This window comes from Shimia sediminis (assembly GCF_003990645.1).
Classification (GTDB): domain Bacteria; phylum Pseudomonadota; class Alphaproteobacteria; order Rhodobacterales; family Rhodobacteraceae; genus Shimia; species Shimia sediminis.
The window spans coordinates 554,989-578,864 of sequence record NZ_RYZK01000002.1 but is presented as its reverse complement, the minus strand read 5'-3'; the positions used below and the strand labels follow the sequence as shown (position 1 = coordinate 578,864).

Annotated in this window: 18 protein-coding genes; 9 read left to right on the top strand and 9 right to left on the bottom strand. The window is 58.9% G+C overall.

Annotated features, from left to right (window positions below; all coding sequences use genetic code 11):
- Positions 1-38 precede the first annotated feature (38 nt).
- The 3 genes from tdh to EK369_RS07305 all read right to left on the bottom strand — a co-directional run bounded on the left by tdh (position 39) and on the right by EK369_RS07305 (position 3,005).
- Positions 39-1,067, bottom strand: coding sequence for an L-threonine 3-dehydrogenase (tdh, locus tag EK369_RS07315; RefSeq protein ID WP_127113294.1), 1,029 nt, complete (start codon positions 1,065-1,067; stop codon positions 39-41).
- A 17-nt stretch (positions 1,068-1,084) separates the two neighbouring features.
- Positions 1,085-2,269, bottom strand: a complete 1,185-nt coding sequence (locus EK369_RS07310; RefSeq protein ID WP_127113037.1) for a glycine C-acetyltransferase — start codon at positions 2,267-2,269, stop codon at positions 1,085-1,087.
- A 172-nt stretch (positions 2,270-2,441) separates the two neighbouring features.
- Entirely contained in the window at positions 2,442-3,005 is a 564-nt protein-coding gene (locus tag EK369_RS07305) for a helix-turn-helix domain-containing protein (RefSeq protein WP_127113036.1), read from the bottom strand.
- A gap of 127 nt (positions 3,006-3,132) precedes the next feature.
- Here EK369_RS07305 and EK369_RS07300 point away from each other — a divergent pair, with 127 nt between their 5' ends.
- On the top strand, positions 3,133-4,308 hold the full coding sequence (locus tag EK369_RS07300) for an acetyl-CoA C-acyltransferase family protein (RefSeq protein ID WP_127113035.1): 1,176 nt from the start codon (positions 3,133-3,135) through the stop codon (positions 4,306-4,308).
- A 123-nt stretch (positions 4,309-4,431) separates the two neighbouring features.
- Here EK369_RS07300 and pbpC read toward each other — a convergent pair whose 3' ends face one another.
- Together pbpC and EK369_RS07290 are read right to left on the bottom strand one after the other, a co-directional pair.
- Positions 4,432-6,477 (bottom strand): penicillin-binding protein 1C, encoded by a 2,046-nt coding sequence (gene pbpC / locus EK369_RS07295; protein WP_127113034.1) that lies wholly within the window; start codon positions 6,475-6,477, stop codon positions 4,432-4,434.
- Between the two features lie 2 nt (positions 6,478-6,479).
- On the bottom strand, positions 6,480-11,924 hold the full coding sequence (locus EK369_RS07290; protein WP_127113033.1) for an alpha-2-macroglobulin family protein: 5,445 nt from the start codon (positions 11,922-11,924) through the stop codon (positions 6,480-6,482).
- 145 nt (positions 11,925-12,069) lie between these two features.
- Between EK369_RS07290 and EK369_RS07285 the strand changes: the two genes are divergently transcribed.
- Positions 12,070-14,265, top strand: coding sequence for a response regulator (locus EK369_RS07285; protein WP_127113032.1), 2,196 nt, complete (start codon positions 12,070-12,072; stop codon positions 14,263-14,265).
- A gap of 10 nt (positions 14,266-14,275) precedes the next feature.
- Here EK369_RS07285 and yaaA read toward each other — a convergent pair whose 3' ends face one another.
- The 4 genes from yaaA to EK369_RS22285 form a co-directional block, all read right to left on the bottom strand.
- The gene (yaaA, locus tag EK369_RS07280) at positions 14,276-15,055 is read right to left on the bottom strand and encodes a peroxide stress protein YaaA (RefSeq protein ID WP_127113031.1); all 780 of its coding nucleotides are present in this window, start codon (positions 15,053-15,055) and stop codon (positions 14,276-14,278) included.
- 31 nt (positions 15,056-15,086) lie between these two features.
- Positions 15,087-17,126, bottom strand: a complete 2,040-nt coding sequence (gene recQ, locus EK369_RS07275) for a DNA helicase RecQ (protein ID WP_127113030.1) — start codon at positions 17,124-17,126, stop codon at positions 15,087-15,089.
- 83 nt (positions 17,127-17,209) lie between these two features.
- On the bottom strand, positions 17,210-17,491 hold the full coding sequence (locus EK369_RS07270; RefSeq protein WP_127113029.1) for a YggT family protein: 282 nt from the start codon (positions 17,489-17,491) through the stop codon (positions 17,210-17,212).
- Positions 17,492-17,493: 2 nt separating this feature from the next.
- Positions 17,494-17,622 (bottom strand): hypothetical protein, encoded by a 129-nt coding sequence (locus EK369_RS22285; protein ID WP_268920607.1) that lies wholly within the window; start codon positions 17,620-17,622, stop codon positions 17,494-17,496.
- On the opposite strand from EK369_RS22285, the gene EK369_RS07265 reads away from it, so the two are divergent.
- The 7 genes from EK369_RS07265 to EK369_RS07235 all read left to right on the top strand — a co-directional run bounded on the left by EK369_RS07265 (position 17,621) and on the right by EK369_RS07235 (position 23,861).
- Positions 17,621-18,157, top strand: coding sequence for an acyl-CoA thioesterase (locus EK369_RS07265; protein WP_127113028.1), 537 nt, complete (start codon positions 17,621-17,623; stop codon positions 18,155-18,157). The genes EK369_RS22285 and EK369_RS07265 overlap by 2 nt on opposite strands.
- Positions 18,158-18,213: 56 nt before the next feature.
- The gene (locus EK369_RS07260) at positions 18,214-19,599 is read left to right on the top strand and encodes an MFS transporter (protein ID WP_127113027.1); all 1,386 of its coding nucleotides are present in this window, start codon (positions 18,214-18,216) and stop codon (positions 19,597-19,599) included.
- Entirely contained in the window at positions 19,581-20,495 is a 915-nt protein-coding gene (gene mepA, locus EK369_RS07255) for a penicillin-insensitive murein endopeptidase (protein ID WP_127113026.1), read from the top strand. The genes EK369_RS07260 and mepA overlap by 19 nt, the downstream gene beginning before the upstream one ends.
- Entirely contained in the window at positions 20,468-21,364 is an 897-nt protein-coding gene (locus EK369_RS07250; protein ID WP_127113025.1) for an esterase-like activity of phytase family protein, read from the top strand. The genes mepA and EK369_RS07250 overlap by 28 nt, the downstream gene beginning before the upstream one ends.
- An 88-nt stretch (positions 21,365-21,452) precedes the next feature.
- The gene (locus EK369_RS07245; RefSeq protein ID WP_127113024.1) at positions 21,453-22,088 is read left to right on the top strand and encodes a queuosine precursor transporter; all 636 of its coding nucleotides are present in this window, start codon (positions 21,453-21,455) and stop codon (positions 22,086-22,088) included.
- A 310-nt stretch (positions 22,089-22,398) separates the two neighbouring features.
- The gene (gene arfB / locus EK369_RS07240) at positions 22,399-22,821 is read left to right on the top strand and encodes an alternative ribosome rescue aminoacyl-tRNA hydrolase ArfB (protein WP_127113023.1); all 423 of its coding nucleotides are present in this window, start codon (positions 22,399-22,401) and stop codon (positions 22,819-22,821) included.
- Between the two features lie 59 nt (positions 22,822-22,880).
- Complete coding sequence (locus tag EK369_RS07235; protein WP_127113022.1) at positions 22,881-23,861, top strand: GlxA family transcriptional regulator; 981 nt, start codon at positions 22,881-22,883, stop codon at positions 23,859-23,861.
- Positions 23,862-23,876: the final 15 nt, after the last annotated feature.

The following is a 23,876-nucleotide window of genomic DNA, read 5'->3' as shown; positions in this document are numbered from 1 at the left end:
GGGGGAATCGCGGCATGCCGCGATGGGGGCAGCGCCCCCTACCGCCAGTTCAGCACAACCTTGCCCGACGCCCCGGATTTCATCGCAGCAAATCCTTCGGCAAAATCATCCACGTTGAATTGGTGGGTAATCACGCGTGAGACATCAAGCCCGTTTTGCAACATGGCGATCATCTTGTACCAGGTTTCGAACATCTCGCGGCCGTAAACGCCCTTGATGGTAATCGCCTTGAACACGATGCGGCTCCAATCCACCGGAGATTTGCCCGGAGGGATGCCCAGCAACGCAATCTTGCCGCCCATCACCAGCGCTTCGACCATCTGATCCAGCGCGATCTGGCTGCCTGACATCTCAAGTCCGACGTCAAATCCCTGCGTCAGCCCCAGCTCGGCAACAACGTCATTCAGGTCTTCGCGGGTTACATCAACCGCGCGTACCGTTGGCACAACATGCTCGGCCAGCGTCAGACGATCAGGATTGATATCCGTGATCACCACGTTCCGCGCCCCGGCATGGCGCGCCACGGCCGCTGCCATGATGCCAATCGGTCCGGCACCGGTGATCAGCACATCCTCGCCCAACAGATCGAAACTCAGCGCCGTGTGCACCGCATTGCCCAAGGGATCGAGGATCGCTCCGATTTCATCGGGAATGTCATCCGGCAAGGGCACCACATTGAACGCGGGCAGCCGCAGGTATTCGGCAAAAGCCCCCTGCTCATTCACCCCAATCCCCCGCGTGCCAGGATCTAGATGGAACTTCCCAGCCCGAGACTGACGGCTGTCATGTTCAATCAAATGCCCTTCACCAGAACACCGTTGCCCAATTTCCAGCCCGGTGACATTGCGCCCGATCTCGACGATCTCCCCGGCAAACTCGTGGCCCGTAATCATCGGCACCGGAACCGTGGCAGCGGCCCAGTCATCCCAGTTCCAGATGTGAATGTCCGTGCCGCATATCCCGGTCTTGTTGATGCGGATCAGGACGTCATCTTCACCAATCTCGGGCACCGGGGCCTGTGCCGCCCAAAGCCCTTCACGTGGATGGGTCTTCTCCAGCGCCTTCATCGTATTGGGTCTGTTCATCAGATCACTCCCAGCTCTTTGCCAACCTTGCCAAAGGCCGCCAGCGCCCTGTCCAACTCGTCGCGGGTCAGAGCCGCATTCATCTGCGTGCGAATGCGCGCCTGTCCGCGAGGCACCACCGGAAAGAAAAACCCCGATACATAGACACCTTCGTCAAACAGCCGTGCTGCCATATCCTGTGCCAGCTGCGCCTCGCCCAGCATGACCGGAATGATGGGATGTTCGCCAGGCAGGATGTCAAAGCCCAAGGCCTCCAGCCCCTCGCGCCAATGCCGCGCGTTTTCGAACAGTCGCGCCCGATCCTTGGCGCCTTCCTCGACCAGCCGGATCGCTTCGATCCCGGCAGCCACGATGCTTGGCGGCAGCGAATTGGAGAACAGATAGGGCCGCGCGCGCTGCCGCAACAGGTCAATCACTGGCTGCGGCCCGGCGATGTAACCGCCGATGGCCCCCCCAAGTGCTTTGCCCAGCGTCCCTGTCAGGATGTCGACATCCACCCCAAAATGATCCGGCGTACCGGCGCCGTTCGGCCCCATGAAACCTGTCGCATGGCAGTCATCCACCATCACCAGCGCATCGTAGTCTTTCGCCAGCCGGGTGATTTCGGGCAGGTTGGCCAGATAGCCGTCCATGCTGAACACGCCATCGGTCGCAACCATGATATGGCGCGCACCTTCTTCGCGCGCATGTTTCAGCATCGCCTCAAGATCGGCCATGTCGTTGTTCATGTAGCGATAGCGTTTTGCCTTGCACAGACGCACCCCATCGATGATCGACGCATGGTTCAGACTGTCCGAGATAATCGCGTCTTCCGGTCCCAAAAGCGGCTCGAACAAACCGCCATTCGCATCAAAACACGCGGCGAACAGGATGGCGTCATCCTTGTTCAGAAACTTCGCCAGCTTTTGCTCCAGCTCGCGGTGAATGTCCTGCGTGCCACAGATGAACCGGACCGAGGCCATACCAAACCCGCGCGGCTCCATCGCATCCTGTGCGGCCCGGATCAGCGCCGGATTGTCCGCCAGACCCAGGTAGTTGTTGGCACACAGGTTGATGACATCGCGCTCACCCACCTGAATCTCACCGCCCTGAGGCGAGGTGATCATGCGCTCGCGCTTCATCAGGCCCTCGGCCTCGATCTCCCGAAGGGTTTGCGAAATGTGGGTCAGAAATGAGTCAGACATGAGGGCCTCCATGATTCTGGAATAGTATCTATCATAGCGGAAAAATTTCCGAAATAGGAGAATTCCCTTATTTTGGAAAAATTCCGTGATATCGGATTGTGCTCGCGCAAAAGGCCCGAACGGATGCCTCCAGCAGGTGCACATCTGAAAAGACGAAGACCGGGTATAGGGCTCAGGCGTCCTGAACGATCAGGAACGCGCGGGCCGGACCGTTGGTCGCGCGGAGACAATGGGTCACGTCAGCGGCGTAACTGGCCGTATCCCCTGCGCTCAAATGGTCCTGTGCCGCCCCCGAGGTGACTTCGATCTCTCCCTCGATCACGGTCACCTGCTCTCGGGCCCCTCGCGTATGCGGCTGGCTGTCCAGAACTCCGCCCTCGGCAAAGCGCAGGTCATAGACCTCGTGCTTGCCCGCCTCTTCCGGCGGCGAAAGAATGCGTATCCGACATCCCTGTCCCATGTTGTCGATGCTGGGCACCTGCGCATCTCGAATGGTTTCAATCCGATCTTCGGTGCTGGCTTCTTCCAGAAGGCCCGCAAAATCCACCTGCAGCGCGCGGGTGAGGTTCCACAGGGTTGCGATGGTCGGAGAAGACTCTCCACGCTCGATCTGGCTGACCATCGACCGGGACACCCCCGACAGTTTCGCAACTGCGTCCAAAGACAACCCCTGTTCGCGCCGCGCCTCTTTCAGGCGGGTTGGCAACAGGTCGAGGATCTGGTTTTCGCTGGTCATGCCCCAGTACTGCGGTGCCGTGGCGTCGCTGTCAATGCACGCAGCGTCACGGGGCAATCTGCGCCCTTGTGACCCAAGGGCAGGTCTGTAGTTTAGGCGCAACGGATTTTCAGACGGAGACTTCCTCATGACCGATATCGTAATTCTCGACGGCGCGCGTACAGCCATTGGTACGTTTGGCGGATCGCTTGCCGCCACGGCCCCGATCGATCTGGGCGCGACTGCGGCCAAGGCGGCCATGGAACGTTCCGGCGTCGAAGGCGGCCAGATCGGCCATGTGGTCTTTGGCCATGTCATCAACACCGAACCACGCGACATGTATCTGTCCCGCGTGGCCGCGATGAATGCAGGCATTCCCGACACGACTCCTGCGATGAACGTGAACCGCCTCTGCGGCTCCGGCGCGCAGGCGATTGTTTCGGCCGCCCAATCGCTGATGCTGGGTGACGCGGATTTTGCGCTCGCCGGTGGGGCCGAAAGCATGAGCCGCTCGCCCTATATCATGCAGGCCCAGCGCTGGGGTCAAAAGATGGGTGACGTCAAAACGCTCGACATGATGCTCGGCGCGCTGAATTGCCCCTTTGGCACCGGTCACATGGGGATCACCGCCGAAAACGTGGCGGATGAACATGACATCACCCGCGCGCAAATGGACGCCTTTGCGCTGGAAAGCCAACAGCGTGCAGCCGCCGCCATCGAAGCGGGTCACTTCCAGAGCCAGATTGTCCCCGTAGAGGTCAAGAAGCGCCGCGAAATGGTGGCCTTTGACACCGACGAACATCCCACACCATCGACCGATGAGTCGCTGGCCAAACTGCGCGCCGTATTCAAGAAAGACGGTCGCGTGACTGCCGGAAACGCCTCGGGCATCAACGATGGGGGTGCAGCAATTGTCATGGCGCGCGCAGACGCCGCCGAAAAGGCAGGCCTCAAACCCAAGGCCCGCGTGTTGGGCTATGCCCACGCCGGTGTCCGCCCCGAGGTCATGGGCATCGGCCCGGTCCCGGCGGTTGAGAACCTGCTTGCCAAGACTGGCCTGTCGATCACCGACTTTGACGTGATCGAGTCGAACGAAGCATTTGCTGCACAGGCGCTGGCGGTGAACAAGGGCCTCGGGCTGGACCCTGCCAAGGTGAACCCCAATGGCGGTGCCATCGCGCTGGGCCACCCGGTTGGCGCGACAGGCTGCATTATCACCGTCAAAGCCATGTATGAGCTTGAGCGTATCGGCGGCTCCAAGGCGCTGATCACCATGTGCATCGGCGGCGGTCAGGGCATCGCCATCGCCATCGAGCGCATGTAAGCCAGGCCTGAAATCGAACAAAAGGCGCGCTGGGGCTCCGGCGCGCCTTACTTTTTGGTTAAGAGAAATACCGACGTAATACCGACACGATACCGACGTGATACAGACGTCGGTTTTTGGGCCTCAATCGATCCAGATTTCCACCCGATCTGAACGCCCCTCGGCATCGATGACGGTCAGGGTCGAAGCGCCTTTTTCAGCAAAATCCAAGGCAACATCGCGGCGTTGCAGCCGGGTTGCCACGGGAATGCCGTTGGCCAGCACTGTCAGCGGCAAAATCCCGTCACGCACCTTGATTGTCAGGCTTCCTCCCAACTCAGCCAACCGCGCGCCGTTCGGAGGAAAGGTCAGCTTCGGCGTGTCTGCAGGTGCCTTGAAAACGGCATTTCGCCCTGCGAAGCGTTGTAATGGCTGAGGCAATTGGCTCGAAACGACCGTGAGAGTTTCCGGAGGCGGCGGGCCCAATGGAACCAAATCAGGTTTAACGCGCTGAAATAATTCAAATAAAACGGGTGCCGCCAACTCTCCGCCAAAGGCACCGGGAACGGGTGTGCCGTCTGGCCGCCCGATCCAGACCGCGGCCACATGCTGCCCGTCATAACCCACGGCCCAAGCATCGCGGTGCCCATAACTGGTTCCGGTTTTATAGGCGAGCTGATTACGCGGCGCGCCGACGGGCGGCGCAATTGAGGACAGGATATGCCCAATCTGCCACGCAGCCGAGCGGCTGATAACATGTCGTTCCGGTGCCTGAACGGCCCCCTGTCGCCAGATCAGGTCCACAGACGAACCACCCCGGGCTTGCATCGCATAGAGGCGCACGAGATCTTCCATTGTGACCCCCACACCGCCCAACACTACGGCCAGCCCGGCCTTTCCACCCGGCAGTTTCGGCACGGCACCCGTCTTGCGCAGCGATGACATGATCCGTGCTGGCCCAAGCTGATCTGCCAACAAAACAACGGGAATATTGAGCGACTGGCGCAGGGCGTCGGCCACCTTCAGCTCGCCCCGAAAGGCGCCGTCAAAGTTTTGCGGCGCATATCGGCCAAAGGTCACCGGTCGATCATCGATCAGCGTTTCGGGATGCACCAACCCTTCGTCAAATCCCAGTGCATAGACCAGAGGTTTGAGTGTCGACCCAGGCGACCGATAGGCCCGAGTCATATCGACAAACCCCTCGCGACGGCCTTGGCTCGCATACCCCGCAGAACCGACCGAGGCGAGGATTTCCCCGGTCTCGTGATCTGCCACCAGCATTGCGATTGACAGGCGCTCTCCCATACCCAAAACAGCCCTTTGCGCCAGCGTCTCCAAAGATGCTTGCAGATCGGCGTCAACCGTCAGGTCATGTTGCATGGCATCCGGATCATCCCCAAGCGCGCGGTCCGCCAGATGTGCCGCAAGGACTGGGAAAGCACGTTTTTGGGCCGGAACAGACTCTGTTTTTGCGGCGTCTGCATCGCTCTTCGACAATGCAGAGGTATCTGCCAACCGGTCCAGAATCCTGTCTCGGGCCTGCCGTGCCAAAGGGTGGTTTCGATCAGGTCGCCGGGCTTCTGGGCTTTGTGGTAGGGCGATCAACATGGCAGATTGTGCAGGGGTCAGGCGCGTTGGTTCTTTTCCGAACCATGCCAGTGTCGCTGCGCGAACCCCTTCGAGGTTGCCACCATAGGGCGCATGGGTCAGGTACAACCCAAGGATCTGTTCCTTGGTCAGTTGCCGCTCAATCGCAAGCGCTACGCGGATCTGACGCAGCTTGCCTGACCACCGCCCGGTGCTGCCATCCTCCATCAACCTTGCAACCTGCATGGTGAGCGTGGACCCACCCGAAACCACCTCGCCATTCCACGTCGCCTGCACAATGGCCCGAAGCAGCGCGACCGGGTCAACGCCGGTATGGCGATGGAACCGTTTGTCCTCATACGCGATCAGCATGTCGAGGTAATGCTGATCCACCTGATGTGGCAAAGCCCCAAGGCGCATGAGACCGTCTTCGACCGCATAGGCACGCAGCAAATGCCCTTTGCGATCGCGCACCTCTACCGATGTTTCCGCAAGGATCGGCGGGAGGTTCGTTGCGTCAACCCAATGGTCAAACTGATCCCGTGCCAAAGCCGCCGCCCACAGGGCGACAACTGGCAGTAGGTATCTTGCCCATCTCCGCATGATCACTCGTCGATGGTCACACGACTGGCCGCCGTTCGGGCACGGAATTGCGGACGATACATATCCTCAACCGTTGCTGCCGGATGGTGATAATCACCCGGGCTGACCGCCCGCACGATATAGGCAAGACTGAACTTCGCTGATGATGTCCAATCAACCGCCGCCAGAAACCGATCCGAGCGGAACTCGGTGTTTTGGGCCGCAGCGAGGTCCAGCCATTTCAAAGCAGAGATATCGCCGCTTTCAAGGAGGTTCGGATTATCGATCTCGAAACCTGCAGGCAGGGCGTCGTTGACCATCAGCCGTGCTCCGGTGCTGCTGATCGGGTCAATCGTCAATACCGTGACCAAGCGATCTCCGACCTGGATGTTTCCGGCTTCCAGAGGTTGCCCGTCGGTGGTGAAATAGCTGCGCTCGATGCTGTAGCCATAGCCACCCTTGTCGACCGGGTAATCGGGCACTCCGATTGAGGTTATCGTCAGCGCCGTATCCTTGGTGCCTTCGTTTTTGACGCGCAGTGGGCGCACTGTCGCCTGGTCTGCCAGAGCGCGCACGAGGGGCCCGTCGACCGGGGTGCCATTGACGCTCAACCCCAGCCCCATGTCGTCTTCGATCAGGGCATGTGCCGCCAGCAGGGACCAGACACTTTCCTGTGTCGACAGATGGTCTCGTGCCGCACCAACCCGTGCCGCCCAAATCGACCGATCCAATGTCTCGCTTCCTGACTCGACCGCCAGCGTCAACAGCCCGGCGGCGTCACGCAATTGGGTGCCATAGTCGGCCCGCCAATATCCGGACGGTGTGTCATCCCATTCACGCTCCATCATCTGCGCGGCCTTGCCGAACATGCGGTCCGCGCGGGTTTGATCCCCATAATAGGCAAGTGCCGCGCCCAGTTGAGCAGCGGCCAAAGGTGTCGCGAAACCGTCTGCTCTTTCGTCAGCGTAGTAGCGAAGATCGCCCATATTGGCAGCGCCCTCACGGGCCAGCACCATCAGCGCATAGGCGATGTCTTCGCCACCAATGTCGAAGTCCGGGGCATAGTTGATCCGGTTGCGCAGGTTATCCATCGCATGGCGGAAGGCCATGTCAGGCACGTTGTACCCCTTGGCGCGGGCCCGCGACAGGAAATCGCTGACGTAACTATCCAGCCAGAAATCCCCTGAGTCCGCGTACCACAGGCCAAAGGCGCCGTTTGTCGCCTGACGGGTCAGGACCACGGCGATTGCCTGATCGATACGCTCTTGCACCTTGTCACGTTCCCCCAACCCAAGGGAGGAGGTGATCGTGTCAAAGTACAACAACGGAAGTGCCTTGGAGGTCACCTGTTCGGTGCAGCCATATGGGTAGCGATCCAGAGACTGCAACAAACCCGGCGCGTCAAATCGCGCCAATGCGCCCGAGGAGATCACGGCAGAGCCGGTGCCCTGACGCAGGTCTGCAAACAGGTTTTCATCAAGCGTAAAGGTGTCCCCTGCCGCCAGCTCGATGCGCTGGGTCGTGCTGATCTCGGGATCGTTTGCGCGTACCGGCAGGGTCAGCTGTTTCACCAACTGCTTACCGTCCGGCGTGGTCAATGCGATCCGCAGACTGTGGTCGCCGACGTCCCCGGCAGTAACTGGCACCGACAGGCGGGCTGTGCCCTTGTCCACCAGCGTCAGCCCCGAGGGAATGTCGCTGGTCGCAAGAACCACACCCTCGGCGCTTACGTCCAACCCCATGCGCCCCGAAGGCCCTTCGGCATGCACGATTTCCAGCAGAAGCCGGCTGGTGTCACCCGGGGCCAGGAAACGTGGCAGTGTCGCGGTGACAACCACCGGGTTTCGCACCAGAACATCGCGTTCGGCCTGACCCACGGCACTGTCGCTCCAGGCCACGGCCATCAGACGCACCGTTCCGTTGAATTCGGGCAGGTCAAAACTGACCGTGGCCATGCCGTTTGCATCGACCTGAACCGGACCTTCAAAATAGGCGACCAGCTCTTCGGTAGGCGGCGGCGATTGGAAAGAGGACCCGCTGGTGGCATCGCCCCCTTGGCGCAAGGCCCCCATGTTGCCGTTCATGCCGTCAATCAGTCGGCCATAGATGTCGCGGATTTCCATGCCAAGACGGCGTTGGCCAAAGTAGTGGCCAGAAGGGTCGGGACTTTCAAAGCCCGTGAGGTTCAAAATGCCGATATCCACCGCTGCAAGGGTGACATAGGCGGTTTCGCCTTTCGAAATACCGTTCACCTTAATCCCCACGTCCAAAGCGCCGCTGGGGGCCACTTTGTCGGCGGCCTCCAATGTTACCGCCAACTGTTTGGCACCCGGATCAATGCTGGTATAGCTCAGGCCCAAGGCGCGCGACGGGTTCAGCCCCGCAGGCTCGTTGGCAGGCCGAATGACCGAGGCCGAGACATAGGCCCCAGCACCCCATTCGTCCGTCACCTCCAGCGGGATCAGGTTTTCGCCTTCCTGCACCTCAACGGCTTTCATCGCGATCAGGCGGTTTGACATGACCGTGACCAGTGCCGTACCGGCAAAGCGCGGTACGATGCGCAAGTTGGCGGTGTCGCCACTGCGATAGCCCGGTTGGTCCAGCGACACTTCGAGTGTGTCAGGCGTGTCGGTGGCATCCACCGGGGCATACCACCCGGCATAGAATTCCGACGAACTGGCGACATAGTCACCGTCAATCCGCTCAACCACGATTTCGTAGCGGCCCCATTCCACAGGCGCGCTGACCTCGATGGCGTCGCCTGAGATCGCGGCCTCGCCACTGGCGACGGTGGTTCGCCGTGTTGTGGGCTCCCAGTTCCAATCGCCGTAGAGGTTGTACCACTGGTACGATGTCCGCACGCGGTTCACCGTCCAGCGCACCTTCATTGGCGCGCTTTGCAGGTCCGGGGTCAGGCCGACGATGCGAAAGGCCGCGTCAGAGCCTTCTGCAATGACATCCTCTTCGAACGACGGCTTGATGCCAATCATCGGCCCTTTTGAGGCCACGGGATGAGTCAGGCGGCGTTCGATCGGGCGGCCTGAACCCTCGAGCACCGAGGTCACCACACGCGCCTCCATCGGGCGGCCTTTGACCTCGACATCGGGGAAATAGAGGTTGACGAATGACACGCCGTCCCCATCCGTTTTTTCACCGGCAAAGAACTCGGTTCTTGGGCTGAAGAACTCGTCATGGCGGCCAAAGCGGTAACCTTTGAAGCCTTCCACCTCGTCACGTGCGCGCAACGTGACGCGACCTTCGACGTTCAGGCCCGCGCCAGGTGCACCAAAGAGATACTGGGCTTGGATACGTAAATCGACGCCCTGCTTGTCGTCACTCAGCAGGATCGGCCCTTCGGGCAGCGATTGGGTAAAGTCGATCCGTTCGGGCAGGAAATCTTCAACCAGTACCTTCTGTGTTGCCAAGGCCGGCGCATCCGGGTCTGTTTTGATCGCCAGCTTCCACGTGCCACGCGGCACCGTTTGACCCAGCGACATGGCAAATACATGCCCCCCCGCCGCATCGCGGTTTGAGGTCATGCGGCTGTATTCCACCCCATCAGGGCGGGTCAGGATTGCCGTGACTGGCAGGCCGGGCAGGGCCTCGGCCACATCACCACGGGCCAGTGCGGTGGCATGGATCGTTTCACCAGCGCGATATGCGCCACGATCTGTGGCGAGAAACACATCAACCGGGGGGGCTGGTGGGCGTCCCTCGGCCCCACGATCTGAAAGATCAAAGGCAGGGTCCGTGAGCGACAGGAATGAGAAATCGTCCCCGGCTTCGAAGGTCACCATGGCCGGGGACGCACCGCCTGAGCCGCGCGTCAGGCCGGGGTCAAACCGCGCATAGCCTTCTGCATCTGTGGTTGCGGTTCCCAACACCCGGTTGGCACGCGACAACAGCGTGACCTTGGCCCCTTCCCGCGCCTTTGCATCGCCAAGCGCGCGGATAAACACATGCAGCCCGTCCACGCCCGAAAGTGTTGTCACGCCGAGGTCAGACAAGACAAACCACTGGGTCGTCGAGGTTTCGTCGTACCTATCTGCACCCGGCAGGTCGGCTGTCAGAGCATAAAGTCCAGTGGGCAGGCCCGCGACGACATCTCCCAAAGGCAGACGGGTGGTCATGTCAGTGTTCAGATCGTTTGAAACCGACCCGGTGCCCTGCCAGATAGTCTCGGCAATCTCGTTGTCGAAGGTTTCGAACTGCCAATAGGACAGGGGGCGACCGAAATAGCCGTCCTGAATGGTACGCAGCAGGTTGCGATCGCTGACCCGCTGCAGTTTCAGTTCAACTTCGTTCAGGTTCACGGTCTGGATCGGCAGACCTGCATCAGCTGTGCGTGGCAAGACATAGGCGCGTCCGGGGAATTTGACCGCCGGATCGCGGTCACGCACATAAAAGGTCAGAGCAATGTCTTTCAACAGCACCTCGCCACTGGCGGCGGGCAGCCCCTTGCGGAAGGTCACCGTGTGACGCGAGCCGTGCGTGATGCCTTCGACACAAATCCTGCGATCTTCAGCCTGCACCGCCAGCCTCTGATCGGGCAGCTTGACATAGGTCGCATAGTCGACCCCGGCCTTGACCAATGGTTCATTGAAGGTTGCACAAATGCGTGGCTCGACCAGGTTGCTTTCCACTTCGTGCTCCGAGACACGAAAACCGTATTTTCCAATCGCATCGTCGAGGGCAGCCAGAACATCGTCCCGCGGTTGGATCGACTCGGCCAGCCGCAACGCTCTGAGGGCGCGGCGGCCGTTGTTGTCGGCAATCAGCAGGTCCGAGAGCTGCATCAACGACGAAACACGCTGTGCATCGTTGGTTGCGCGCAGATAGGCGTTGAGGGTCGCCTGGAATGCGCGGCTTTCATAAGTGCTTTGGTTGTTTTCGGCAGATTTGGACAGCAAGCCGTTCAACCGGCCATACTCCAGCCACAGGTCGCTTCGGTCAGCCTTGCCGATTGCCCCGCCGGTCCATCGCATCGCGTTCAAAGTGTCGCCATCGGCCAGCCGAGCTTGCGCTGCGTCCAGCATGGCCTGAACGGTCCAGGGGCCGCCGGCATGCAGTGCTCCGATCTTTTCCGCCTGCTCTTTGGCACGTTTGAGCTGATAGCTGGGGATGAACTCCAGATCACCTGCGCGCTCGGACGCAGTTGTCAGAACCCGAGAGTCTGTGGAAAAGACCTCTCCTGAAAGGGCACCTTCGTAGGGTTTGGTTTCAGAAATCTCGCTTTTGGGGAAGCAGGCATTGGAGTTTCTGTTGAAGGTAAACGCCTTGCACTGGGTGTCTTGCAAACAGGCTTCGCGGCAGGCGTCGTAGGTGGTGTCGAACAGGTTGGTCAGGTCCGAGCCGTAGAAATCAACATCGCGGCTGACAACGATTCGTCTGTCGGGGACGTAGGTTTCTTGGGCTAGAGCAGTTTCAGCAAAGAAAAGGCCGACCAGGGCCGCAAAAATCCAACGCATAATACAACTCCCCTCTGAAATCGTTTCCATGGTGGCATGGCGTGGCCTGATCTGGCAACGGCGGAAGGAATTCGATCCGGTTTAAGCAGATATTCACCCGTCTGGGGTTTTGTCTGGTCTTGTGTATTTGACGAAGGGGCTGGGCATGACGCTGGCATCTAAACTGGCAGAAGAACGTCGGGCGAGGTTGGCGGCAGAGCGACTGCTTGAACTGAAACAGGCGGAGCTGTTTGCCGCCAACCGCAAGCTTGGCAAACACGCTGAGAAGTTGTCCAACGAGATTGTCGAAACCCGCGCCGAAGTGAACAGCGTCCGCACCGAAAATCAAAAGGTGAAATCGGACCTGCAAGTAGCCAACGAGAAAATCGAAATCGCTGAGCGGCGCCTGTGGCTCTCGATTGAGGCCATTCAGGACGGCTTTGCCTTTTTTGATGCAGATAACCGCATGATTGCGGCCAACCCCTCGTATCTGTCGGTTTTTGACGGATTGGAAGAGGTCACTCAGGGCATCACCTATGCGCGGCTTCTGCAGTTGTTGACTGATGAGGGTATTGTCCACATTGGCGACGTGGCTTCGGCCGATTGGCGCAAGGCCATGTTGGACCGATGGCACCGCCCCACACCGCCGCCCGTGGTTCTGCAGCTGTGGAACGGGCAATACATCAAGCTGATTGATCAACGGGGGCATGGCGGGGACATTGTCAGCCTTGCCCACAACATCACTGATACTGTGCGTTACGAGGCCAAGCTTAAAAAGGAACAAAAACGGGCCGAAGCCGCCAGCCGTGCCAAATCAGCCTTTCTTGCCAATATGAGCCACGAAATCCGCACTCCGATGAACGGTGTGGTCGGTATGGCGGACCTTTTGCTCGATACCGGTCTCAGCGAAGAGCAACGCTTGTTTGCATCTACCATCAAGAACTCGGGCGAAGCGCTGCTATCGATCATCAACGACGTTCTGGACTATTCCAAGATCGAAGCCGAGAAACTGGCGCTGCGACCCGAACCCTTTGATCTGGAGCGCTGCATTCACGAAGTCATGACGCTGTTGCAGCCCAGCGCGCGGGAAAAGGGTGTAACCCTGATCGTCGACTACGATCTTTTCCTGCCTACGTTGTTTGTTGGCGATCCTGGGCGTATCCGGCAGGTTCTGACCAACCTGATTGGCAATGCCGTCAAGTTCACGTCGAGTGGTCATGTCATGGTTCGCGTTGTGGGAGAACCGCATGAAAGCACGGGCAAATGCGAGGTGCACATCGCCGTTGAAGACACCGGCATCGGTATACCCGAGGACAAAATCGGGCACATTTTCGGGGAATTCAATCAGGTTGAAGATGATCGTAATCGTGCGTTTGAAGGCACGGGTCTGGGACTGGCCATCACCAATCGGCTGATCAACCTGATGCACGGTACGATCTGGGTCGACTCGGTCGAAGGCAAAGGATCGACCTTTGGTTTTCAGCTGACCTTGCCCGTCGAAGAGGATCTGAGCCTCAGCCCACCGGCGTTGCCCGACAGCGTCCGCAAGATTCTGGTCGTGGACGACCGCGCGATCAATCGCAGCCTTCTGGAAAAGCAGATGGAGCAAATGGGCGCCAGCGTTGTGGTCTGCGCCAGTGGGCGAGAGGCCCTGGAAAACCTCAAAGATATCGACCTGATCCTGACGGACTATGGCATGCCTGACATGGATGGTCTTGAGCTGACCGAGGCTTTGCGCGCTCAGGGCAGTGATGTGCCGGTGGTTCTGCTCAGTTCCGATCCGGCGGTGGTTCAGGGTGATCCGTCACTGGGGCAATCGCAGGGGTTGCTCAAAAAACCCGTGTCGCGCCGTGACTTGTTTCACAAGATAGCCGAAGCCACGCGCGTTCAGGATGTCTTGCCTGTGAAAGACAAAATCCATTCGGTTGTCGATGCAAGCACTCTGCGGCAAATGCGGATTCTGGCGGCAGAGGACAACAAGACGAACCAGTTGGTTTTAGGCAAGCTGTTGAAAAATTTGAATATTGAACTGCGATTTGCCAACAATGGTTTTGAGGCCGTTGAGGCCTATTCAGACATGCGCCCGGACCTCATCTTTATGGACATCTCCATGCCCAAAATGGATGGCAAAGAGGCGACGCGCCGCATCCGCGCGCTTGAGAACGGCACGACGGTACCCATCGTTGCATTGACGGCCCACGCGGTTGATGGCGATGAAGAGGGGATCCTGTCGGCAGGCTTGGATCATTACCTGACCAAACCACTGCGCAAGGGTGCGATCATGGACATGATTTCGCGCCACCAACCCAAGATTGCACAAAACCCTTTTCCCCCAACCGACCTAAAGCAGAGCGGGACCTGACGAGCAGCGTTTAGCCTTGGGTCTCTGGATAGTCCCGCAGGAAAACCAGCCTGTCTCCTTCAGACATCTGTGGCTGATAGGCATAGCCGCCAAGGTCAAATTCCTTCAGTCCCTCGGGATCGGTCAGGCGCCGCTGTATGATGTAGCGCGCCATGGAGCCGCGCGCCTTCTTGGCAAAAAAGCTCACGATCTTGGAGACGCCTGCCTTTTCTTCCATGAAGACCGGCGTGATGACCCTCAGTTTCAGCGCCTTTGGGTCAACCGCGCCAAAATACTCTTGGCTGGCGCAGTTCACCAAAACATCAGTGCCGAGGCTTTCGGCCTGAGTGTTCAAATTTTTGGCGATACTGTCACGCCAGAACTCGTACAAATTCTTGCCGCGACGTGTCTTCAGGCGGCTGCCCATTTCCAGGCGATAGGCCTGAATGGCATCCATCGGACGCAACACGCCGTAGAGGCCCGACAAGATGCGCAGATGCTCTTGGGCCCAAACCATTTCTTCGGGCTCCAGCGACGCCGCTTCCAGGCCGATGTAGGTGTCCCCGTTAAAGGCGTGAACCGCCGGGCGGGTGGCATACGCGTCTGGCTCTGACTCATATGCCTTAAAGCGGTCGCGGTTCAGCCGGGCCAGATCGGGGCTGAGGTCCATTAGTTTCTGCAAATCGCCCAGCGTCAGATTGCGCGCCGTTTTCGCCAATCGCAGCGCCTCATCGGCAAAGTCTGGTTCCGTGGTTTCTCCGGCAACCGGGTTCCAATCGAGCCGTTTGGCAGGTGAGACAACAACAAGCATGGCGCAATTCCTTAATGGTCGGAGATGAGACTTAACCCGCCTCGCGCAGTACGTCCAGAAACGCCGTGCCAAAACGTTCCGCACGCTTCTCTCCCAACAGACGCGACATTGCAAATGCGTCCCCTGGCTTTGCACTGGCCACCTTGGCCAAAAGCGCGGCTGAGCAGCTCATCGGTTTGTCGATCCCATCTGGCCCGCGCGCCAAGTCAGCCTGCACCTCTAGCAGCCGGTCATAGAGATTTCCCGCCTCACGCCCGGCCAGTTTTCGGCGGCTGGGGTGCAAAGCGGCGGCCTCGCCGTTGATAACCTCAAGAAAGGCATCGCCGTAGCTGTCGAGCTTTTTGGCGCCAACGCCGCTGACCCGTGCCATCTCATCCAGATTTGTGGGGCGGGTTTCAGCCATTTCGATCAAGCTGCGGTCATTGAAGATGATGTAGGCAGGTACCTTGGCGGCTTCGGCCAGCGCACGGCGCTTGGCCTTGAGCGCGCTCAACAGCGGTGCATCCTCTTCGTTGACCATCTCCTTGGCCGCAGGGCGCCGGGGTGCCTTGCGGATCGTGTCGCGACGCAACTCGATCTGGGCCTCTCCCTTGAGGATGGGCAGGGCGGCATCCGTCATACGCAAGCCACCATGGCGTTCGGGATCGGGGCGGATCAGATCATGCCCCATCATTTGCCGAAATACCGCCTGCCACTGTCTGCGGTCGTACTCGTTGCCAATGCCAAAGGTCGGCAACCCATCATGCCCGCGCTGACGCACTTTGTCGTTGTCATTGCCCAGAAGAATATCGATCAAATACCCTGAGCCAAACCGCTCTCCTGTGCGCAGCGCTGCTGAAAGCGCCTTACGCACGGCGGTGGTGCCGTCAAATACATCGGCGGGCGCATCGCAGAGATCACAGTTCCCGCAGGACACGTCGGTCTCGCCAAAATAGCCCAACAACGTTTTCCGGCGACAATGCAGCGCTTCGGCCAACCCTAAGAGCGCGTTCAGCCGTGCGTGATCGGCGCGTTGGCGCTCTGGCGGGGCCAGCCCTTCGTCGATCTGACTACGGCGCAGGCGGATATCATCCGGCCCAAACAAAGTCAGCGTCTCCGCGGGGGCCCCGTCTCGACCTGCGCGGCCAATTTCCTGGTAATAGGATTCGATCGACTTCGGCAGATCAGCATGAGCAACCCAGCGTATGTCCGGCTTATCAATACCCATGCCAAAGGCCACCGTGGCGACGACGATCAACCCGTCTTCTCGCTGGAAACGGGCTTCGGTGATCCGGCGGTCCTCGGCGTCCATGCCGCCATGATAATGTAACGAAGAATGCCCTGCCTCGCGCAGAGCGGCAGCGAGGTTTTCGGTCTTGGCGCGGGTACCACAATAGACAATTCCGGATTGCCCCTTGCGAGCAGCGGCGAAATCCAGGATCTGCCCGCGCGGACCATCCTTGGCGGCAAAGGCCAAATGGATGTTCGGCCGATCAAACCCATGCAGGAAGGTGCTAGGCGGGACGCCATCGAACAACCGGGTAACAATCTCTTCGCGTGTCTCGGCATCTGCGGTGGCTGTAAAGGCCGCCAGCGGCACGCCCAGCGCCTGCCGCAATTCGCCAATCCGCAGGTAATCGGGGCGAAAGTCGTGCCCCCATTGGCTGACGCAGTGTGCCTCGTCCACAGCGATCAGGTTGACCCCAATGCGTCGCAACATGCCCATGGCCGCCCCCGAGGCAAGGCGTTCGGGGGCAATATAGAGCAGCTTCAGCCGCCCGGCCTCGAGCGCCTCCCAAACCTCGGCGGTTTCTTCCTCGGTATTGCCTGACGTCAGGGCGCCTGCCTGAACGCCAGCTTCACGCAGCGCGCGCACCTGATCGCGCATCAAAGCGATCAATGGCGAGATAACCACCGTCACACCGTCTCGCATCAAGGCAGGCAGCTGAAAGCACAGGGATTTACCACCACCTGTCGGCATGATTGCCAGCACGTTTTCGCCACGCGTCACCGCGTCGACAATATCCTCCTGCCCGGGGCGGAAGGCGTCGAATCCGAATACGTCACGCAGAAACGTGGCAGCGGCGCACATGAGGGAACCTGTGTTTCTTGGTTTGTCTGCTCGTTAGAGCCGACAATCCCATAACCAGATTCGCTGAACAAGCCCTGAAGGTGTCAGAACAGGATCGCGGGCAGGATATAGTCGCGAAGTGAGATGATGATGATAAACGCAACAAGCGGCGCAAGATCCAGCGGGCGTGTGTCCGGCAGGATGCGGCGAATGGGGGTGTAGATCGGCTCAAGCAGCTTGTTCAGCCCATACCAGATCTGGGCCACGAACTGTTGTCCCAGGTTCAACACCTGAAAGCTGATCAGCCAACTCATGATGATGTGAGCCAGCATGATAAAGAATGCCACATCCAGAATCAGCCGCAGCGGGCCATAGATCGCCATCATGGTCAGGAGTCTCCGTTTTTCATCGCGCAACAGTTAAGCACCGCAAGTGCAAAGGGCAAGAGTGGCGCGAGGTCACGGTTGACGTTGGCGTAAACGATGTCGAGATCATAGCCCAAAGGAGAAACGCGCATGTATCCCGTGATCCGCATGGTCAAGGACCTGGTCAAACACCGCAACGATCCGCCATTGCCTCCAATGGGGACCCACGTCTCGCACCATCGCTGCTGGCCATGGGACATTGATCTGTGGATGGAGTTGAACAATGGGCGCACCCTGACATTGTTGGACCTCGGACGTATGCCGCTGGCGCATCGGATCGGATTGATCGACGTGTTGCGCAAGAAACGTTGGAGCATGACGATGGCCGGCGTCTCGGTGCGCTACCGACGCAGAATCCGCGCCTTTGAAAAGTTCGAGATGCGCAGCAGGGCCATTTGGTGGGACGACAGGTTTGTCTATCTGGAGCAATCCATGTGGAAGCAAGACGGTGAATGTGCCAACCACGCGCTCTATCGGTCGGCGATCGTGAACCGGGACGGGATCGTTGCGCCACAGACCGTGATGGCAGCCATGGGGCACGATCTGGAGCGCCCCGAGGCCCCTGAATGGGTAGCAGCCTGGAGTGCCTCCGAGGCGCTGCGGCCATGGCCGCCAATGCAGGATTAACTTGCCTGAACGCCAAACCCCTGTCTTAAGTGGAAAAAAAGTCATGGGGGACAGGCATGACCAAAATCTCTGCGCGCAAGAAAATCTGGGGCTGGTGGTTTTTTGATTGGGCCAGTCAGCCCTATCACACACTCTTGGTAACCTTTATTTTTGGCCCATTCTTCGCGGTGGTGGCGAAAGAATACTATCTTGGCGCTGGGCTCGACTCTGAAGTTGCCAAGGCCAACGCCCAGTCACTTTGGGCCTGGAACATGGCAATCGCCGGCCTGATCATAGGTTTTGGTGCACCAATCATGGGGGCGCTGGCCGACACACGAGGCCGACGCAGGCCGTGGATCATAGGCTTTTCCGTCATGTATGTGGTTGGCGCCTTTGCACTTTGGTTCATTGCCCTGGATGGATCCAACCTGTTTCTAATGTTGGGCTTTTTCTCTCTGGGCTTCATCGGCGCCGAGTATGCGCTGATCTTTATCAACTCTCAGCTGCCCGAACTTGGCACCGAAGAAGAAGTTGGTGAGATATCGGGGTCGGGGTTTGCTTTTGGCTATTTCGGCGGGCTGATGTCCCTGATCATCGTGCTTGTGGTTTTTGCCGAAATGGCAGGCGACAAGACCATTGCTGGATTGTCGCCGGGCTTTGGGCTCTTGGACCCAGAACAAAAGGAAGGCACCCGGGCTGTCGGGCCGCTCACGGCGGTTTGGTATCTTGTCTTCATGATCCCCTACTTTCGTTGGGTCCACGAGCCGCTTGTCAAAAAGGCACGCAGCACTGTGTCCGACGCGCTGGGTCTCTTGAAAAAGTCGATCGGCAACCTCAAGAACCGCAAGAGCCTGCTGTATTTTCTGATTTCGTCGATGCTCTACCGCGACGCGTTGAACGGGCTTTATACCTTTGGTGGAATCTATGCGAACCTCGTGTTGGACTGGTCTGTTCCCCAGATCGGAATCTTTGGCATCGTCGGCGCGACCAGTGCTGTGTTTTTCAGCTGGCTTGGTGGGAAGCTTGATAAAAAGTATGGACCTAAACCCGTCATCATTGGCGCGGTGTGGGTTCTGATCGCGATGGCCTTTGTCATCGTGAACATGTCGCGAGAGGCGTTTTTCGGCATGCCCTTGGCTGACGGCTCGTCACTGCCGGACAATGTGCTGATGCTGGCCGGGGCCACGTTTGGTGGCATGGGCGGCATTCTTCAGGCCGCAAGCCGCACCTTGATGGTGCGCCATACCGATCCGGCCAAGCCCACCGAAAGCTTTGGTCTTTATGGGTTGTCCGGACGGGCCACCGCGTTTCTTGCGCCCATCCTGATCGGGATCGCAACCACAGTGACCGGATCGGCAAGACTTGGCGTATCACCCGTTATCCTGCTTTTCGTTTTGGGGCTGATCCTGCTACGCTGGGTCAACCCCAAAGGAGACAGCGAGACATGGTCAAACGCGTCCTGATTCTGATCGGCCTGCTGGGACTGACGGCCTGTCAGACCCAGACCCAAGAACAAGCCACGGTGTCTACCAAGCAAAATGTCCCGGCCGAGATGCAGGGGGTCGAAGCGCGCCAGTTGTTTGGTGCACAGAGGCAAAGCTCGCAACAAAGCGCTAAGCCCCATGGATCTTATGCCAAGGGCTGTGTCGCCGGGGCCGTGCAATTGCCGGAAACCGGACCGACGTGGCAGGCCATGCGCCTGTCACGCAACCGTAACTGGGGGTACCCGGAAACCATCGACTATATTCGCGATCTTTCGACCAAAGCCGCGGCCCAGCCCGGTTGGGAAGGTCTTTATATCGGCGATATCAGCCAGCCGCGCGGGGGGCCCATGCTGTCAGGGCACCGCAGTCACCAGATCGGTCTCGACATTGATATCTGGATGCTGCCGCCCAAACGCCTGAACCTGAGTTCCGCCGAACGCGAAAATATCTCGTCGATTTCCCTGCGGCGCGAGAAGGGCGCTTTCGTCAACGAAAACTGGACCCGCCAGCATCATGAAATCCTGAAGGCGGCAGCCAGCGACCCAAGGGTGGCGCGTATATTCGTCTTTCCCGGGGCCAAAGTGCAGATGTGCAACGACGAAAAAGGTGACCGCAAGTGGCTGCGCAAAATCCGGCCATGGTGGGGGCATCACTATCATTTTCACGTGCGTCTCAACTGTCCCAAAGGGGCAAAAGGATGTGTGAATCAATCCGCCCCACCGGCCGGGGACGGATGCAAAGACGCGGAAAAATGGGTGCAGGACATATTGTTCCCACCGCCGCCAGACCCGAACGCTCCGAAACCGAAACCACGTCGTGAACTGGAAATGGCGGACCTACCGGGCCAATGCGTAAACGTCTTGCAGTCGCAATAGCTGCGGCGCTTTTCCTGAGTTATCAATGGTTTCCGTCCGGAGCCTGGGAGCCGAAGCGCGCCAGGCTCGAAGCGGTGGCCGAATGGCGCATCTCCGAATCCTGGTTCGGGGGGTTCTCGGGCATTGAGGTTGCCGAGGATGGGCAGTCCTTTGTCGCGATCTCGGATCGGTCCTGGCTGGTACGTGGAAATTTCAAGCGGACAGATGGTGAGATAACGGGAATAATACTCGACGAACGACATGCGCTGCACACAACTCCGGGCGAAAGGCTGCGTAATGAATTCGGTGATTCCGAAGGGCTGGCCGTGGACGGGCGGAACAGAACTTTCGTTTCGTTCGAGGCCGAGGATCGGGTCATGCAGATCAACGACTCCGGTCATGGGCGAGAGTTGCCGGTGAGCAAAGCGTTTGACGCGATGCCCCGCAATGGCGCCTTTGAAGCGTTGGCAGTGGCCCCGGACGGAGACCTGTTTGCGATACCGGAAAGTCCGCTGGGTCGCGCCAATCAGGCATTGGTTTTTCAATTTGATGGTCGGAAATGGACCCAACCGTTTCCGATCTCGCGGCACAAAAAGTTCCGGCCTGTCGGGGCTGACTTTGGGCCGGATGGCAGGTTCTATCTGCTGGAGCGGGCCTTTAACGGATTTGGGTTCCGCAGCCGGGTGCGGCGCTTTGATGTGACGCCCAATGGTTTTGCCAATGAAACGGAACTGATACGCACGTTTTTCGGCATGCACGACAACCTCGAAGGGCTGTCGGTCTGGCGTGATCCCGAGGGGCACATTCGTCTTACCATGATCTCGGATGATAACTATCGCTTTGTGCAGCGTACTGAGATTGTCGAGTACATCGTCTTCAAAACCCCTTGATTTACAGGACAAGTCCCGATAGACCCCGCCCGTCCCGCAATGATGCGAGACCAAGTCGCCGCTACCTTGTCAAAACGGGCTAAGAGACATGAAAACGACCTACATTCCTGGCATTCTCGCCATGGCCGCCATTGTTGTGGCCTCGAATATCCTTGTGCAATTCCTGTTCGGCCAATGGCTGACCTGGGGTGCCTTTACCTATCCGCTTGCCTTCCTTGTGACTGACGTTATGAACCGCGTCTACGGCGTGGCCGCCGCCCGCCGTGTGGTGTTTGCAGGCTTCATCGTCGGCGTCATATGCTCGGCCATTGGTACGCAGATCATGTTGCAGGGTGATGGTTTCACCTATCCTGCAGTGACCATGCGCATCGCCATGGGCTCTGGCCTCGCCTTTTTGACCGCGCAACTTCTCGACGTGTCGGTGTTCAACCGGCTGCGGGACGGTGCCTGGTGGCGTGCGCCGCTGGCGTCGACCTTGATCGGTTCTTCGGTGGATACAGCGATTTTCTTTACAATCGCTTTCTCTGGCGCGCTGAGCTTCGTTGAGCCTGCCAATGATGTGAGCTGGGCTGGCGAGATGTTGCCGCTTTTGGGCGCGGGTCCGATGGTGCCGCTTTGGGTAAGCCTGGGCTTTGCCGACTGGCTGGTGAAATTGTCGCTGGCATTGCTTGCTCTTGTGCCCTTCCGCATCATCGTGGGGAAAATGGTGCCCACCACCACATGATTTTGTTTGACTTATCCACAGGCTGTGGCAACCTGAGGATACGCGAAACAATCTGAAAGGAGGTGCCCATTGTCTAGAGAACGTATGGAGAGCAGTGTTGGAACAGTTCGGAGGACGGACAGCTAGGGCAGCCCTTGGCTAGTGCGAAACCCGAATTGGTGCTCACCTAACCGACGCACCTCCTATTATCTCGAAGGGCCGCCCAACGCGAGGAGCGGCCCTTTTCGATTCTACTCAAAACCCACATCTGTATAACGTCGGTATCGCGTCGGTATTACGTCGGTGCTTGTACCGAAAACGGACCTGAACCATGTTGGTTGTTAACGAACAGATCACCCTGCAAGACTGGGAAATGACCGAGCAGTTCGTGCGCGCATCAGGGCCAGGCGGGCAGAATGTGAACAAGGTTGCCACCGCGGTCGAGTTGCGGTTCGAGGCCGAACGCTCGCCATCCCTAAGTCCACCGGTCAAGACTCGTCTGAAACGGCTTGCAGGTCGGCGCTGGACCAAGGATGGCGCCCTTGTCATCCAATGCGACGAAACCCGGAGCCAGGCGCGCAATCGCGACATTGCCCGGGAACGTCTGGCCGAGCTGATCCGCAAAGCGTTGGTCGCACCTAAACGCCGGATCAAGACCAAACCGACCTATGGTTCGCAACAGCGTCGCCTGAAATCGAAAAAAGTGCGGGGCGAGGTGAAGGCGTTGCGTGGCCCCGTTGCACGGGACGAGTAAACCGCTTGCTCATCGCTTTCGGTGTGGGCAGGATGGAAAGAAACGGCTAGAAAAAGAACATGACAAACCGGGAAACATTGGGCGCACGACCCACGGGACGCTTTATCTTTCTGCTCAATCCAGGTTACTACGCCATGACCTTTTCCATGGCGATGGAGACATTGAACGTAGCCAATCGCATGGCCGGGCAGACGATCTTTGAAACCGTTGTCTGTGCCGAAGGTGGCGTCCCGGTGCAGGATTCTTTGGGCGCACGGTTTCCGATAGATCACGGGCTCGAGGAGGTCTCGAGAAATGACACGGTTGTCATCGTCTGTGGTGACGCCCCGCGCGAGGCGGTCACGCCAGCCATTCTGCAATGGATACGCAAGGCCGCACGTCAGGGGTGCGAAATCACAGGCCTTTCGACCGGCGTCTGGCTGATGGCCGAAGCGGGATTGATGGATGGTCTGCCGGCAACGCTGCATTGGGAACACCGGACAAGTTTTGCCGAAGAGTTCCCCGAGGTCGAGCTGTCGGAATACACCTATGTCTGTTCGAACAAACGCTATTCCACGGCGGGTGGAACATCGGTCATAGACCTGATGCTGCACCTGATTTCGGAAAAGGCATCGCCAGAACTGGGCAGTCTGGTTGCTGATCAGTTGATGTACACGAATATCCGGGTGCTCCAGCATTCCGCCAAGGTGCAGGTGGCGGAACGAATTGGCATGCGCCACCCCAAGTTGTCGGAAATCCTGGCCCTGATGGAGACAAACCTGGAAGAACCGCTGCGGCCCGGTGATCTGGCGAAGACGGTGAACATCTCGACCCGCCAGCTTGAGCGGTTGTTCCGGCGGTATCTGAGCGCGACCCCCAAAAAGTACTACATGGACATGCGCCTTCAGCGGGCGCAGCACCTTTTGTTGCAGACCAATATGAGCGTGACCGAAGTCTCGGTGGCCTGTGGGTTCAACGCGGCGTCGCATTTTTCGCGGCTGTTCCGGCAGCGTTACGGCATGTCGCCGCATAAACTGCGTGCAGAACCGGCCAAATCCTGAGTATTGAGGGTCAGA